The following is a 14,091-nucleotide window of genomic DNA, read 5'->3' as shown; positions in this document are numbered from 1 at the left end:
TAACCCGGAGGCGCTTTGTGTGGTTCATTATCATGGTATATATTTATAACGTTAATATTATAAATCTCCTTGGAGAGGAGGAATAGCATGGACGATTCTGCCAAACGGCTTCAGGAGCAAGAGAAGGCGCAGGAGAATATTCGCCACAAGCTGGCATTGCTGCCGGATCAGCCGGGCTGCTACCTGATGAAGAACCATGAAGGCACGATTATTTACGTGGGCAAGGCCAAAGTGCTGAAGAACCGGGTGCGCTCGTATTTTACCGGGAGCCATAACGGGAAGACCCAGATGCTCGTTTCGGAAATCCGCGATTTCGAATACATCGTGACGGGCAGCAACATGGAAGCGTTAATTCTGGAGTGCAATCTGATCAAAACCCATCAGCCGAGATTCAATGTGCTGCTGAAGGACGATAAAACCTATCCCTACCTTAAAATAACGAATGAAGAGCATCCCCGCCTGGAAGTGACCAGAAGGGTGCTTAAAGATAAAGCCAAATACTTCGGTCCTTATCCGAACGCGTATGCGGCGCAGCAGACCAAAAAGCTACTGGACCGGATGTATCCACTGCGCAAATGCGGCGTTATGCCCAAAGAGGTCTGCTTGTATTACCATATGGGACAATGCTTGGCTCCATGCGTGAAGGAAGTGCCGAAATCCGCCTATGAACAGATTACAGGAGAGATTACTTCATTCCTGAGCGGCGGGCACGAAGAGATCAAGAAGGAACTGCAGCGAAAGATGCAGGAGGCCGCGGAGGATTTGTACTTCGAGCGTGCCAAGGAGCTGCGGGACCAAATCATCCATATCGATACCCTGATGGAGAAACAGAAGATCACGACAACGGATACCCGGGATCGCGACGTATTCGGTTATGCCGTGGACAAAGGCTGGATGTGCGTGCAGATTCTGTACATGCGCCAAGGCAAAATGGTGCAGCGCAACAAGTCCGTTTTTCCGTTCTACGGGGATGCGCACAGTGATTTCATGTCGTTCATAGCCCAGTATTACAGCGATAATCCTGCGTTGCCGCAGGAAATTTTGCTGCCGGGGCCATTGTTGGCAGAGGAGGCCGGATCAGAGACGGCAATCGGAAGCGCCGGGGATCAAGGCGCTCGGAACGCAGGCGAAGCTGCTGATGCGGAGAAAAAGCTGACCACGGATGCATCCGAAGAACAGCGGGAAGTCCTTGTCCAAGCCCAGGCGGAGCAGGCGGAGGCCGCCGGCCTCGTGGATGCTGCCGGGGGCGCAGCCGCCTTGCAGGAATGGCTGGGCGTAAAGGTTCACGTGCCGCAGCGGGGCTTGAAGAAACAGATGGTCGGCATGGCATCGGATAACGCGAAGGTGTCCCTGGACGAGAAATTCCGCTTGATTGAGCGCGATGAAGAACGGACCTCGGTTGCAGCGGCCAATCTGGGCGAGGTGATCGGCCTCCAGTCGCTGAACCGGATCGAGGCGTTTGATAACTCGAACATTCAAGGCTCCAACCCGGTATCGGCCATGGTGGTATTCACCAACGGAAAACCGGATAAGAAGGAATATCGCAAATATAAGATCCGTACCGTGCAGGGGCCGGACGATTACGATACGATGCGTGAAGTGATCCGGCGGCGTTACGAGCGAGTATTGAAGGAGAACCTGCCGCTTCCGGACCTCATTGTCGTCGATGGGGGGAAGGGACAGATCTCAGCAGCCATCGACGTGCTGGAGAATGAACTCGGGCTGTTCGTCCCGGTCTGCGGGCTTGTGAAGGATGCCAAGCATAAAACGGCGCAGCTGATGGTCGGAGATCCGCCGGAGCCGGTGTCGCTGCCTCGGGACAGTCAGGAGTTCTATTTGCTCCAGCGCATTCAGGATGAGGTTCACCGTTTCGCGATTTCCTTCCACCGAGAGCAGCGCGGGAAATCGATGGTGACGTCCAAGCTGGATTCGATTCCGGGCATCGGGGAGAAGCGCCGCAAAATGCTGCTGAAGCATTTTGGCTCGGTCAAAAAAATAAAAGAGGCTTCAGTCGAAGACTTCAAGCCCCTTTCCATCGGTGAAAAATTAGCAACGGATATTCTTAATGCACTTCGTGAGGAGGAGTCGTGACATACGGCTTCTCTTTTTTTGTCGGGTTGAAACGGTAAATCGCATAGGCGACAATCGCCGGAAGCACCATGTAAAAAGCGCCGGTCAGCAGGTTGGCGGCATCTTTGAGCATGATCAGGCTGATGCCCATCAGGATGCTGTTGAAGATGACATGGGAGAACATGGCCGCCAAATACCCGTATTTCAAAAAGATGTAGCTGAACAGCAAACCGATGATGACCAGCTCAATCGGCCGGGAGATCACGGGGTATATCGGATAGAGCGTATGTCCCAGCGCCCAGATGAGCGAGGTGATCAAGCTTGCGACAAAGGTATTGCGGACGATCTTTTTCACCATCTTGATGCCGAACAGCCGGTACACGGCCTCCTCGGATATGCCGGCCAGCCAGGCCATCAACGGAAACAGCCAAGGATACAGCATGTTGTAAGGCGATTGCGTCGCATCCGTGGTGGACCATGTATTCAGGGTCAGACCAAGACCGATAAAGATGACGGATTGGACGCCAAGCAGGATGAAGGCCCACATATACCCCAGCTTCATGCTGTCCAGCACGTAATGCCCGTATCCGGGTTCTTTGGCGCGCGGCCATGGATTGAGCCCGTCTTCTTTATGCCACAGCCCGCTGCCGCCGACAAGGGAGAAATAGAGCAGGGCGGAGAAGACGAGCGAATAGACGGCATAGAAAATCATCATCCCGAGCACGCCGGTTTGCGACATGCCTTCGGATTTGAAAACGGGAATCAGATTGTACGTATTCAGCATTTGAATGACGAACAGCAGCGCCGATAAGAACAGGCCGCGCTTAAACGAGGTGTAGGCCCTGGTCTTCACGCTGTACACAATCGCAAGAATGCCCAGGATTAGGGTGAACAGGCCGTACCCTGCGAGCGTCAGCAGGGTGGCATCCTGCGTCTGCTTGTTGACATAAGCAGAGTGGGCGGCTGGCACCGAGAAGGAGGGCTCATAAGAGCGCAATTTCCCCTGCTCGAAGGTGAAGCGGTGCTCCAGCCTGGAGTCCCCGATCCTGGATTCAGGGTCCACATATTTGAGACGGGGATCCCCCTCCTTCGTAACCAGCTCCAGATTCGACAGGTCATAACCCGCCCGCTGAAGCCATGGCTCCGCCAGCGCCTGCTTCTCGGCCAATGTCATGCCGTCCTCAACGACGAGCAGCATCTGCCTCTGAATCTCGCCCTTGTTCAGCTCGATCCGATCAAAGCTGGAACGGGCATAATCATACGAGAATCCGACGATGCCGGAATTTTGCATGTGCACGTCCACATTGAGGGCATCGCCTCCAGGCTCGCTGAAGCGAACGCGGTATACGTCATAGGGATATTTGGCTTCATAGGTTTTGTTATATTCCGAAAGTCTCTTCTCCTTCGCCAGATATCCGTAAAGTTCCGATTTGGATTGATATGTAACCAAGGCTTCGTCCGTGTCCGCAGCCGCAAACTGCAGATGCTCCTGAGCAAACCTTGAAGCTGCCTGCCGAGCCTGCTCCTTGGAAATGATATCCGGTGAGGCCATCTCGGCATCGTCCGGATTCGCCCACGGAAATACCTGAAATAATAGGAACAGAATCAGGCCGACTGCGGCAGGCGCGATGAGCTGCTTCAGATTGGGCTTCAGCTTCAAGGGCTCTCTTGCACGATTCATGAAATTCCTCCTCTAAGAAAGTTGATACTCCCACTGGTATTCGATATGCCTGATTAAGAACGCATAGAGTCAATATAACATAGTATGAAAGCCATAAGCAGCTTATCCCAATTATCGGAATATTGAAATAAATCGATGAAAATGAATGAAAGGTTTCGAAAACGTTAGAGAACCCTACGCTTGTATTCTTGAATATGCCCAATTCGCGCTCTTTTAAAGATATTTCGGGCGAAAAACGGCATTGGGTTACGTAACGGATTGAGTTATAATCACATCATGCTTGAAGGAACCGAATATTCCAGCCGAATTTCGTAATGAAAATGGGGGAACCATGTAATTGGGGTGAATTTCATTATTCCCGGAATAATGAATAGGGCGACCTGTGGAAATGCCCGAATCCGTCAGCTAACCTCGTAGGCTGTTGCACAGGAACCAGACCGAAAGGCACTGCGTTTTCCAGTGTCTTTTTTCGTTGATTTTTTTAAAGAAGGTGTCCGATTGAACGCTAAATTAAACTGGCTTACATTGTCTCCGCCCCAAATTCTCGTGCTTGGTTTTGCGGCCATCATCTTCATCGGGACCGGGCTGTTAATGCTGCCAATCTCGACGACGACGGGCGAACCGCTTGGATTTACTGACGCCTTGTTCACTTCGACCTCGGCAACGTGCGTAACGGGCCTGGTCGTAGTGGATACGGGAACGACATTCAGTTCCTTCGGAGAAGTCGTGATCATGCTGCTGATTCAAATCGGCGGGCTCGGATTCATGACGATGGCTACTTTATTCGCCTTGGTTCTGAAGAGACGCATATCGCTCAAAGACCGTCTAATCTTGCAGGAAGCGATGAATCAGTCCTCGATGGAAGGCATCGTAAGGCTGATACGCAGAGTATTGCTGTACTCGCTCGTCATCGAGGCCTGCGGCGCAGTCCTTTTATCGGTTCGTTGGGCGTTTGATATGCCGCTGGGCCGGGCGATCTATTACGGTGTTTTTCATGCGGTGACGATGTTTAACAACGCCGGCTTCGATTTGTTTGGCGATTTTCGGAGTTTGACCGGGTATGTATACGATCCGGTAGTCAACTTCGTTGTGATGTTCTTGATTGTTTCCGGGGGCATTGGATTTATTGTGCTGTCCGATCTGATCGATTATCGAAAACAGCGGAGGCTCTCCCTGCACTCCAAGGTGGTGCTCACGATGACGGCTGCCTTGCTTGCGGTCGGATTTATCGTCATTCTCATATTTGAATTTACCAATCCGAGAACGCTGGGTTCCCTGAACTGGGGCGGAAAATTCTTCGGCGCGTTATTCCAATCCGTAACGCCGCGTACGGCGGGCGCGAATACTATAGATATTACGGGGCTCAGACAGGCAACGCAATTTTTTATCGTCATCCTGATGTTTATCGGAGCATCTCCAGGGTCAACCGGCGGCGGCATCAAAACCACGACCTTTACCATTATGGTAGGGGCGGTCATTGCGATGATGCGCGGGCGGGAAGACATCGTTATGTTCCGTTATCGCCTGGCCCAGGAGCGGGTGCTGAAGGCACTGACCATTGCCTTGCTGGCCCTGCTGCTCGTTCTAACCGTCTCGATGATTCTGTCGACGACAGAGGAAGGGGACTTCCTGGAGATTCTATTCGAAACGACATCCGCCTTCAGTACGGTAGGTCTCTCCATGGGCTTAACGCCCGATTTGACCGTGTTCGGCAAGATCCTGATCAGCCTTACGATGTTTGCGGGTCGATTGGGGCCTTTGACGCTTGCTTATGCACTGGGGCCGAAAAAGGGTAAAGAATTATATCGTCATCCGGAAGGCAAAATGATAATTGGATAAGGGGTATAGGAGAGACATGAAACCAAAGCAATTTGCAATCATCGGTTTGGGGCGATTTGGCGCCAGTCTGGCGCTGGAGCTGATGGAACAGGGATATGAGGTGCTCGGCATCGACCGGAACGAAGAGGTCGTCGAGGATATGAGCGAGCTGCTGACGCATACGGTGGTGGCGGACGCGACGGATGAGGAAGTGCTTAAATCGCTTGGCATTCGCAACTTCGACTGCGGAATCGTTGCGATCGGGAACGACATTCAGATGAGCATCCTCTCCGCCATCCTGTTGAAAGAGCTTGGTGTCGCGATGGTCGTTGCCAAGGCGATATCGGTGCTGCACGGCCGGGCGCTGGAGAAGCTTGGCGTGGACCGGGTCATCTTTCCCGAGCGGGATATGGGGATCCGGGTAGCGCACCAGCTCGTGACGCCGAACCTGCTTGATTATATCGAATTATCCAAGGATTATCTGATTGTGGAGATGACGGTCACGGACTGCATGGACGGAAAAACGCTGAGCGAGCTTAATACGAGGGTCCGGTACGGCGTCAGCGTGGTGGCGCTGAATAAACAGTCCGGCATTATCGTTGCTCCGACGGCCATGGACGTCGTGAACTCCGGCGACATTATGGTCGTCATCGGCTCCAATGACAACGTGGACCGCTTTGAGTCCGAAGTCGTGAATATGCTCGAAAAATAAATATAGTAGAAAAAAACTGACGATTGCGAAATATCGTCAGTTTTTTTTCGATTTATCTTCCTCCAGCTTGCGGAACAGGATCTCCGTTTCTTCGATCCAGCGGCTGGCCGCCTTGCTCAGCTCCGAGGCTTGACCGTAGATCAGCGAAGTCGTTCGCCGGGTTTCGATGAGTGCCGGAATATGAATGTCGACGAGCCCGTTATCGGACAGCAGCTGCGGCCTCAGATAGGATTTGGGCAGCAGTGCGGCCGCCTTGCAGGTCGGGATCAGCCTGACGATCGCTTCGAAGGAGTCGATCTCCATCCGGATATCGGGCATGATGCCCCAGCGGTGAAACAGATCGTCCGTCAGCTTGCGGTACCAGGTTCCGGTCGAAAATATGATCATCGGCAAGCCTTGAAGCTGTTCGATGCCCACATCCTCGATTTCCGCCAGCGGATGTGAAGACGGGATGACAAGCTCCAGGTGGTCATCGAACAGCGGGATGCAGTTCAAGCCCGGCTGGTTGATGGATGAAGCAACAATGCCGACATCCACCCGTTTATCCCTTACATAAGACACGATTTCGTGGGTCTTGCCGGTGATGAGCTTGATTTCGGCTGACGGATGACGTTCCATGAAGGCATTGACCAGCGGGGGCAGGGTGGTCTGCAGCGTGGTCAGACTGGCGCCCAGGTTAATCGAGATTTGGTCCCCTTCCCGGTAATGGGCCAAGGTCTGCAAGAATTTGATCTGCTGCTGGCGCTGCTCCAGGGCGAAGGTATACACAATCTGCCCGATGGAGGTAAGCTCCAGCCTTTTGCCGCGGCGGTTGAACAGCTGCAGTCCGAGCTGGTCCTCCAGTTTGGCTATTTTTCGGGACAGGGCCGGCTGTGACAGGTTGAGCAGCTTGGAGGCTTGATTGATGCTGGATTGCTCCACGACGACGGCGAACACGTCCAGTTCTTCGAACATGGAAATCCTCCTATTAAAATAGACATGCGTGCAAAACGTTGCTTATGCGTATAGATTATAACGATTAATAATTATATTGCAATTCCATTATAAGAAAAAAAGGAGTAACATGAAACATGACACAAGTTGTTCACACGATTGCTGAAATAGGCAACTTTTTGTCGTTGCAAGGCTTTTTGAACAACCTCTTTTAGGGCAGGGGAAGTGTAATTGTTCTGAAAATAGGAAAGATTGAAAATGAAAACGCTGTACATTGGAAAGGGGAACGTCAACTGATGAAAGGGTATTATTCCAGAAAGCTGCATTCTTTGCTCGGTGTCATACCGCTTGGGGCATTTTTGCTCAGCCATATGATTTCCAACTTTAAGGCTTTCGAGGGTGGAAAGGAAGGCTTCGCGAGCGCGGTGCATTTTTTGAACAGCATGCCGCTGATTTTTTTCCTCGAGCTGTTCCTGATCTGGCTGCCATTGCTATATCACGGCGTCTACGGGTTATACATCGCTTACCAGGCGAATAACAACGTGGGCAACTACAACTATGAACGGAACATCCGCTTCACCATCCAACGGATCACCGGCGTTATTACGTTCGTTTTTGTCATCTGGCATATGTACGATACGCGCTTCCAAATCATGATCGGCAAAATCACGCATGACGATTTGGGCGCCACGATGCACGGCATCATGAACAACCCGGTTCTGTTTATTCTGTACGTCATCGGCGTTGTTTCCGCTACCTTCCACTTCGCTAACGGCCTGTGGGCGTTCCTCGTCAGCTGGGGCATCACCGTCGGTCCGCGTGCGCAGAAGGTATCCACTTACATCTGCATGGGCTTGTTCGTATTGATGAGCGTGCTGTTCGTTCTTGCCATGACAGCATTCCGCGGTTCCGAATTCCAGGCGGCGACGGCAGCGATCGATGTAGTTAAGACAGTCTTAAGTTAAAGGGGAGTGAACGAAAAATGGCATCTAATATTATCGTAGTGGGCGGCGGCCTCGCCGGGCTGATGGCAACCATCAAAGCGGCGGAAGCAGGCGCTCACGTTCATCTATTCTCGCTTGTACCCGTTAAACGCTCTCACTCCGTGTGCGCGCAAGGCGGCATCAATGGAGCCGTAAATACGAAAGGTGAAGGTGACTCTCCTTGGGAGCACTTTGACGATACCGTTTACGGCGGCGACTTCCTTGCGAACCAGCCTCCGGTCAAAGCGATGTGCGAAGCGGCGCCGGGCATCATCCACTTGATGGACCGCATGGGCGTTATGTTTAACCGCACGCCGGAAGGCCTGCTCGATTTCCGCCGCTTCGGCGGAACGAAGCGCCACCGTACCGCGTTTGCCGGCGCGACCACCGGCCAGCAGCTGCTGTACGCGCTTGACGAGCAGGTTCGCCGCTGGGAAACCGCGGGTCTTGTGACCAAATACGAGAACTGGGAGTTCCTGAATGCGGTCATCGACGACGAAGGCGTATGCCGCGGTATTGCCGCCCAGGATCTGCGCTCGATGGAGATCAAGTCGTTCAAGGCTGAAGCCGTCATTCTCGCCAGCGGCGGTCCCGGCATTATTTTCGGAAAAACAACCAACTCGGTGATCAATACGGGAACAGCGGCTAGTGCCGTGTATCAGCAAGGCGTTCATTATGCGAACGGCGAGTTCATCCAGATTCACCCGACGGCCATTCCGGGCGACGACAAGCTCCGCTTGATGTCCGAGTCGGCACGCGGCGAAGGCGGACGGATTTGGACCTATAAAGACGGCAAGCCTTGGTATTTCCTCGAAGAGAAATACCCTGCTTACGGAAACCTGGTGCCGCGCGATATCGCTACGCGCGAAATCTTCTCCGTCTGCGTTGATATGGGACTCGGCATCAACGGCGAGAACATGGTTTACCTGGACCTCTCCCATAAGGATCCGAAAGAGCTGGACGTCAAGCTCGGCGGCATCATCGAAATCTATGAGAAATTCATGGGCGACGATCCGCGCAAAATCCCGATGAAAATCTTCCCGGCAGTCCATTACTCCATGGGCGGCATGTGGGTCGATTACAACCAAATGACCAACATTCCTGGGCTGTTCGCAGCCGGCGAATGCGAGTATCAATATCACGGCGCGAACCGTCTGGGAGCCAACTCCCTGGTATCCGCCATTTACGGCGGCATGGTGGCCGGACCGAAAGCGATCGAATACGTCAAAGGACTGAAGAAATCCGCAGAGGATGTATCCTCCACGGTATTTGACCGCGCAGCGAAAGAGCAAACCACCAAGTACGAAGGCCTGCTCAAGATGGAAGGAACCGAGAATGCTTACGTGATCCATAAAGAGCTCGGTGAATGGATGACCAACAACATGACGGTTGTTCGTTACAATGACAAGCTTGAAGCAACCATCGGCAAAATCAAGGAATTGAAGCAGCGTTACCGCAATATCAATATGACGGATACCTCCCGCTGGAACAACCAGGGCGTGGCGTTCACGCGTCAGCTGTGGAACATGCTGGAGCTGTCCGAGGCCATGACGCTGGGTGCGCTTCTCCGGAACGAAAGCAGGGGCGCTCACTACAAGCCGGAATTCCCGGATCGTAACGATGAAGACTTCCTCAAGACAACCAAAGCAACCTGGACGCCGGATGGACCACAGATTTCATATGAAGAAGTGGATGTTTCCTTAATCCCGCCGCGGATTCGCGACTATTCGAAAGACAAGTAAGAAGGAAGGGGGATTTACGATGTCTCAAACGGCAGCTGCCTCAAAGAGCGTTAAATTTATCATTACACGTCAGGACAATCCGGAGACGAATTCCTATACCGAGGAATTCGAAATTCCGTACCGTCCCGGCATGAACGTCATTAGTGCGCTGATGGAAATTCAGCGCAATCCCAAAAATGCGCAGGGCCAAACCACCGCCCCCGTATGCTGGGACTCCAACTGCCTGGAAGAAGTGTGCGGAGCTTGCTCCATGGTCATCAACGGGAAGCCGCGCCAAGCATGCGCGGCCTTGATCGATAAGCTGGAGCAGCCGATTCGGATTCAGCCGATGAAGACGTTCCCGGTCGTGAGAGACTTGGTGATCGACCGCAGCCGCATGTTCACGGCCCTCAAGCGCGTGAAAGCGTGGATTCCGATCGACGGCACCTATGACCTTGGTCCCGGCCCCAAAATGGCGGAGAAGAAGCGTCAGTGGGCTTACGAGCTGTCCAAATGCATGACCTGCGGCGTATGCCTGGAGGCTTGCCCGAACGTCAACGAAAAAACGGACTTTATCGGACCGGCCGCGATCTCCCAGGTTCGCTTGTTCAATGCTCACCCGACAGGCGAGATGAACAAGGAGGAGCGTTTGGAAGCGCTGATGCAGGACGGAGGCATCGAGGGCTGCGGCAACTCGCAGAACTGCGTGCGTTCTTGTCCGAAGGGCATTCCGCTGACAACGTCCATTGCGGAAATGAACAAGGATACGACCAAACACCTGTTTAAGCGCTGGCTTGGCGTTTAATCGGTTAACTTCAATACCAAGGCGTCTGACCGGGGCATGGGCTTCGGTACAGGCGCTTTTTGTTGTGTGCTATAATTTATGTGTTTTTTTTATAGGATAGGAAATCTTCGAATTGAATCTGAGGTGAGTCACTTGATCATAGAAAGACCGATTACGATAAAGGATATTAGCGATGATTTGGCCGCTTTGGGCGTCCGGAAGGGCATGACCTTGCTCGTCCATTCTTCGCTCAAGAGTGTGGGCGGGTGGATCGTCGGCGGTCCGGAGGCCGTCATACTGGCACTCGAAGACGTGCTGGGGGAAGAAGGGACGCTGGTGATGCCGACCCAATCCGCGAACTTAACCGATCCAAAGACATGGGGAAATCCGCCGGCCGATCCAAAATGGTGGAATCTGATTCGCGAGGGCATGCCGCCCTATGATCCGGATCTGACGGTCACTTCGGGGATGGGGATCATTCCGGAAGTGTTCCGTAAACAAGTAGGGGTTATCCGAAGCGCTCATCCGCATGTGTCGTTTGCGGCACGCGGCAGGGAGGCCAGGGCCCTAATGCAATCCCATCCGCTGGACCATAGCTTAGGCGAAGCTTCTCCGCTGGCACGCTTGTATGAGGCGGGCGCGTACGTGCTTATTCTGGGCAGTGGTTATGGCAACAATACGTCGTTCCACCTCAGCGAATACCGCGCGAATTGGAAGGGCAAGGAGGCGGTCACCGCCCACGCGCCAGTCCGCAGGGTGCAGGGAGTGACAGTGTGGGAGGCGTTTCAGGATATCAACTATCATTCGGACGACTTCGAGGCATTGGGGGCTTCGTTCGAAGCGCAGTGCCCCGATGCGTATATCCATGGACGCGTAGGAAAGGCCGACTGCATATTGGCTGAACAGCGGGCCATGGTGGATTATGCCGTGTCGTGGATGGAGAAGAACCGTTAAATGTTAGCGGCGCATCGCACAAGCTTTCGGAATTACCGCAGGCGTGTGTTGGAGCCGACGCAGCGCAAGATATCCAGACTTCGACCAGGACTAAAGTCAGCTCTTGCCAGCTGCCAAGCTGCCAATGACCTCCAGGTGCAGAGGTGCCGTTTCGAGGGTAATAGGACGTAATGGCACGGCCTGCAGGTTGCGGGCCTCAAGGAGGGACTAGAGATGTCTTGGTGGATGTGGCTGCTCAATTTGGCGGGCTTGCTGTCGTTGATCTATCTGTTTTACAGCATGGACAAGAAGTGGTCCAGCAGGCCTTTGCTGTTGGCGCCGCTGCTCATTTATGTCCTGATATCGGTCGAGGATTTGCTCGGCTGGATTGATCTCATGCATGTCGTACCCGGCGAAGGTGGCATGCGGGCCTTGATCCTGCTGTTTTCATTATGTTCCGTTATTTTCTATGTGCTGTATATCTTCGATAAGATTGCAGACTCTGTCCATCAGCATGTCGATATGAAAACGACCCTGGTTCGGATCAGCATGGCGGCGGGGATGTGCATTCTATTTTTCACGGTGGTGTATATGTCGATTTATAAGCTGTTCGGAGGCGTTTCCTTCGAAGGCGAGAACCTCGGTCAGGATTTGCTGAGCCAGTTCATTACCTTCCTGTATTTCAGCATGGCGACGTTTGTCACGGTCGGGTATGGCGATGTAGCCCCTGTCGATAATACGTCCCGGCTTGTCGTGGTGCTGGAGATTGCTTTCAGCTTCGTTACCGTTGCTTATGCGCTGTCCATGCTGGGGACGCTGCGCCGGATCTTTAAGCCCGGCGACGACGGACTGGAGACGGAAGGCGGCGAAGTGAAGACAAAGGGCAATATGCCGCATCGCAGAAAACATTCATCCAAGTGAAACAGGCGCGCCGACAACGGTGCGCCTTTATTAGTTATAGCTAACGGGGCAGGAAAGCGAAGGCTGGATGAAAGCTAAGGCTTCATCAGCTTTTTTAAAATGCCCAGCCCGTTCTTGGAAGGATAACGGAATTTAAAATCAAACCGGTTGGTTTGCTTAAGCACGCTTTTTCTATGGGAGAACGAATGGAAGCTGTATTCCCCGTGATACGAGCCGATCCCGCTCTCCCCGACGCCTCCGAACGGAAGGAAGGGGGTTGCCAGGTGCATCAGCGTGTCGTTGACGCAACCCCCGCCAAAAGAAACCGAGGAGAGCACGTAATCCTGTACATCTTCATTCTCGGTAAACAGGTAAAGCGCGAGCGGTTTGGGACGGGCTTGAATCGCTTGGACCGCCTCGTGCAGATCCTCATAAGTCAGGATCGGACACAGCGGGCCGAAGATTTCTTCCTCCATGATCGGCATATCCCAGGTGATATCGTCCAGCACGGCGGGCTCGATGAGCAATTTATCCCGCGACGTGCCCCCGCCGTGGCGGAGGGTTCCGTTGTCCAGAAAGTTGGAAAGCCGGTCAAAATGCTTCTCCGAAACGATGCGCCCATAATCGGGATTGGTTAACGGGTTCTCGCCGTAGAATGAAGTGATGGCATCTTTCAGGTGCGCGATGAACTTCTCTTTCACCTTGCTGTGCACGAGCACATAATCGGGAGCGACGCACGTCTGGCCTGCATTCGTAAACTTGCCGAATGCGATACGCGAAGCCGCCAGGGCAAGGGGCGCATCCTCGTGGACGATGCAAGGGCTCTTGCCCCCCAGCTCCAGCGTTACCGGTGTCAGCTGCTTGGCGGCGGCTTCCATGACGATTTTGCCGACGTGGGTGCTGCCGGTAAAAAAGACATAATCCAAAGGCTGCTCCAGCAGGCTCGTGCTAACCTCGGGTCCTCCCTCTACAGAAACCACGTATTCCGGCTCAAACGTCTCTTCCATGATGGCCGTAAGGAGTGCGGATACATTAGGCGTCAGTTCGGATGGCTTCACAATGGCCGTGTTTCCGGCGGCCAAGGCTCCGATCAGCGGAGAGATGGCCAGCTGCCAAGGATAATTCCAGGGAGCGATAATCAGAACCGTCCCATAGGGCTCAGGATAGACCATTCCCTTGCTGCCCACATGCGTGAGCGCGGTTTTGACGCGCTGCGGCTTGGCCCAGCGCTTCAAATTCTTTATGATAAAGGAGAGCTCTTTGTAGACGATTCCGATCTCGGTCGTGAAGGCTTCCTGTTCACTCTTGTTCAGGTCCCTGCGCAGCGCCTCCATGATATCGTTCTCTCTGGCAATCAGGATTTGGCGCAGCTTGGTCAGCTGCTGGAGACGGAAATCCACTTCCTTGGTGATGTCTTTATGAAAAAAATGCCGCTGTGCCGAAACTATGGCTGCGATCGAATCGTTAACAGTCATACATAAACCCCTTTCTCTTGTTATTTCATGTATATGAATAAACATAAGAGCGTTAATACTTGAATTCTTTCATTATTATAT

General features: G+C 53.2%; 11 protein-coding genes and 1 riboswitch. Of the genes, 8 read left to right on the top strand and 3 right to left on the bottom strand.

Translation table 11 applies throughout. From position 1 onward, the window contains the following. The first annotated feature begins 87 nt into the window (after window positions 1–87). Window positions 88–2,091 (top strand): excinuclease ABC subunit UvrC, encoded by a 2,004-nt coding sequence (gene uvrC / locus MHI43_RS27490; protein ID WP_036665070.1) that lies wholly within the window; start codon window positions 88–90, stop codon window positions 2,089–2,091. Here uvrC and MHI43_RS27485 read toward each other — a convergent pair. Further along, complete coding sequence (locus MHI43_RS27485) at window positions 2,063–3,751, bottom strand: CPBP family intramembrane glutamic endopeptidase (protein ID WP_036665072.1); 1,689 nt, start codon at window positions 3,749–3,751, stop codon at window positions 2,063–2,065. The genes uvrC and MHI43_RS27485 overlap by 29 nt on opposite strands. Window positions 3,752–4,041: 290 nt before the next feature. Further along, window positions 4,042–4,186: riboswitch (cyclic di-AMP (ydaO/yuaA leader) on the top strand. A gap of 63 nt (window positions 4,187–4,249) precedes the next feature. Here MHI43_RS27485 and MHI43_RS27480 point away from each other — a divergent pair. Both MHI43_RS27480 and MHI43_RS27475 read left to right on the top strand, forming a co-directional pair. Then, window positions 4,250–5,590 (top strand): TrkH family potassium uptake protein, encoded by a 1,341-nt coding sequence (locus MHI43_RS27480; RefSeq protein WP_036665075.1) that lies wholly within the window; start codon window positions 4,250–4,252, stop codon window positions 5,588–5,590. 16 nt (window positions 5,591–5,606) lie between these two features. Further along, window positions 5,607–6,281: a TrkA family potassium uptake protein gene (locus tag MHI43_RS27475; RefSeq protein ID WP_009592874.1), complete on the top strand. Its 675-nt coding sequence runs from the start codon at window positions 5,607–5,609 to the stop codon at window positions 6,279–6,281. A 36-nt stretch (window positions 6,282–6,317) separates the two neighbouring features. On the opposite strand, the gene MHI43_RS27470 is transcribed toward MHI43_RS27475, so the two are convergent. Beyond that, on the bottom strand, window positions 6,318–7,235 hold the full coding sequence (locus MHI43_RS27470) for a LysR family transcriptional regulator (protein ID WP_015737406.1): 918 nt from the start codon (window positions 7,233–7,235) through the stop codon (window positions 6,318–6,320). A gap of 275 nt (window positions 7,236–7,510) precedes the next feature. Here MHI43_RS27470 and MHI43_RS27465 point away from each other — a divergent pair, with 275 nt between their 5' ends. From MHI43_RS27465 to MHI43_RS27445, 5 genes are all read left to right on the top strand, one after another. Further along, window positions 7,511–8,179, top strand: coding sequence for a succinate dehydrogenase cytochrome b558 subunit (locus tag MHI43_RS27465; RefSeq protein WP_015737405.1), 669 nt, complete (start codon window positions 7,511–7,513; stop codon window positions 8,177–8,179). Between the two features lie 17 nt (window positions 8,180–8,196). Then, complete coding sequence (sdhA, locus tag MHI43_RS27460) at window positions 8,197–9,939, top strand: succinate dehydrogenase flavoprotein subunit (protein ID WP_015737404.1); 1,743 nt, start codon at window positions 8,197–8,199, stop codon at window positions 9,937–9,939. A 19-nt stretch (window positions 9,940–9,958) separates the two neighbouring features. Continuing rightward, on the top strand, window positions 9,959–10,723 hold the full coding sequence (sdhB, locus tag MHI43_RS27455) for a succinate dehydrogenase iron-sulfur subunit (protein ID WP_015737403.1): 765 nt from the start codon (window positions 9,959–9,961) through the stop codon (window positions 10,721–10,723). Between the two features lie 132 nt (window positions 10,724–10,855). Further along, window positions 10,856–11,656 carry an AAC(3) family N-acetyltransferase gene (locus tag MHI43_RS27450; RefSeq protein ID WP_036665079.1) on the top strand — a complete coding sequence of 267 codons (801 nt, stop codon included), beginning with the start codon at window positions 10,856–10,858 and terminating at the stop codon, window positions 11,654–11,656. 213 nt (window positions 11,657–11,869) lie between these two features. Continuing rightward, the gene (locus MHI43_RS27445) at window positions 11,870–12,556 is read left to right on the top strand and encodes a potassium channel family protein (RefSeq protein WP_015737401.1); all 687 of its coding nucleotides are present in this window, start codon (window positions 11,870–11,872) and stop codon (window positions 12,554–12,556) included. Window positions 12,557–12,630: 74 nt separating this feature from the next. Here the strand turns inward: MHI43_RS27445 and MHI43_RS27440 are convergent, their stop codons facing one another. Beyond that, window positions 12,631–14,010, bottom strand: coding sequence for an aldehyde dehydrogenase (locus tag MHI43_RS27440; RefSeq protein WP_015737400.1), 1,380 nt, complete (start codon window positions 14,008–14,010; stop codon window positions 12,631–12,633). Window positions 14,011–14,091 lie beyond the last annotated feature (81 nt).

It is taken from the genome of Paenibacillus sp. FSL H8-0457 (genome assembly GCF_038051935.1).
GTDB classification, from domain to species: Bacteria; Bacillota; Bacilli; order Paenibacillales; family Paenibacillaceae; genus Paenibacillus_AQ; species Paenibacillus_AQ lautus_A.
Note: the sequence above shows the minus strand (reverse complement) of the source record. Positions and strands in the feature narration are given on the sequence as shown.

Bases quoted from the DNA above. Each gene is read 5' to 3' on its own strand.
- MHI43_RS27465 (WP_015737405.1), top strand. From the start codon at position 7,511: ATGAAAGGGTATTATTCCAGAAAGCTGCATTCTTTGCTCGGTGTCATA.
- MHI43_RS27440 (WP_015737400.1), bottom strand. From the start codon at position 14,010: ATGACTGTTAACGATTCGATCGCAGCCATAGTTTCGGCACAGCGGCAT.
- sdhA (WP_015737404.1), top strand. From the start codon at position 8,197: ATGGCATCTAATATTATCGTAGTGGGCGGCGGCCTCGCCGGGCTGATG.
- MHI43_RS27445 (WP_015737401.1), top strand. From the start codon at position 11,870: ATGTCTTGGTGGATGTGGCTGCTCAATTTGGCGGGCTTGCTGTCGTTG.
- MHI43_RS27475 (WP_009592874.1), top strand. From the start codon at position 5,607: ATGAAACCAAAGCAATTTGCAATCATCGGTTTGGGGCGATTTGGCGCC.
- MHI43_RS27470 (WP_015737406.1), bottom strand. From the start codon at position 7,235: ATGTTCGAAGAACTGGACGTGTTCGCCGTCGTCGTGGAGCAATCCAGC.
- sdhB (WP_015737403.1), top strand. From the start codon at position 9,959: ATGTCTCAAACGGCAGCTGCCTCAAAGAGCGTTAAATTTATCATTACA.
- MHI43_RS27485 (WP_036665072.1), bottom strand. From the start codon at position 3,751: ATGAATCGTGCAAGAGAGCCCTTGAAGCTGAAGCCCAATCTGAAGCAG.
- uvrC (WP_036665070.1), top strand. From the start codon at position 88: ATGGACGATTCTGCCAAACGGCTTCAGGAGCAAGAGAAGGCGCAGGAG.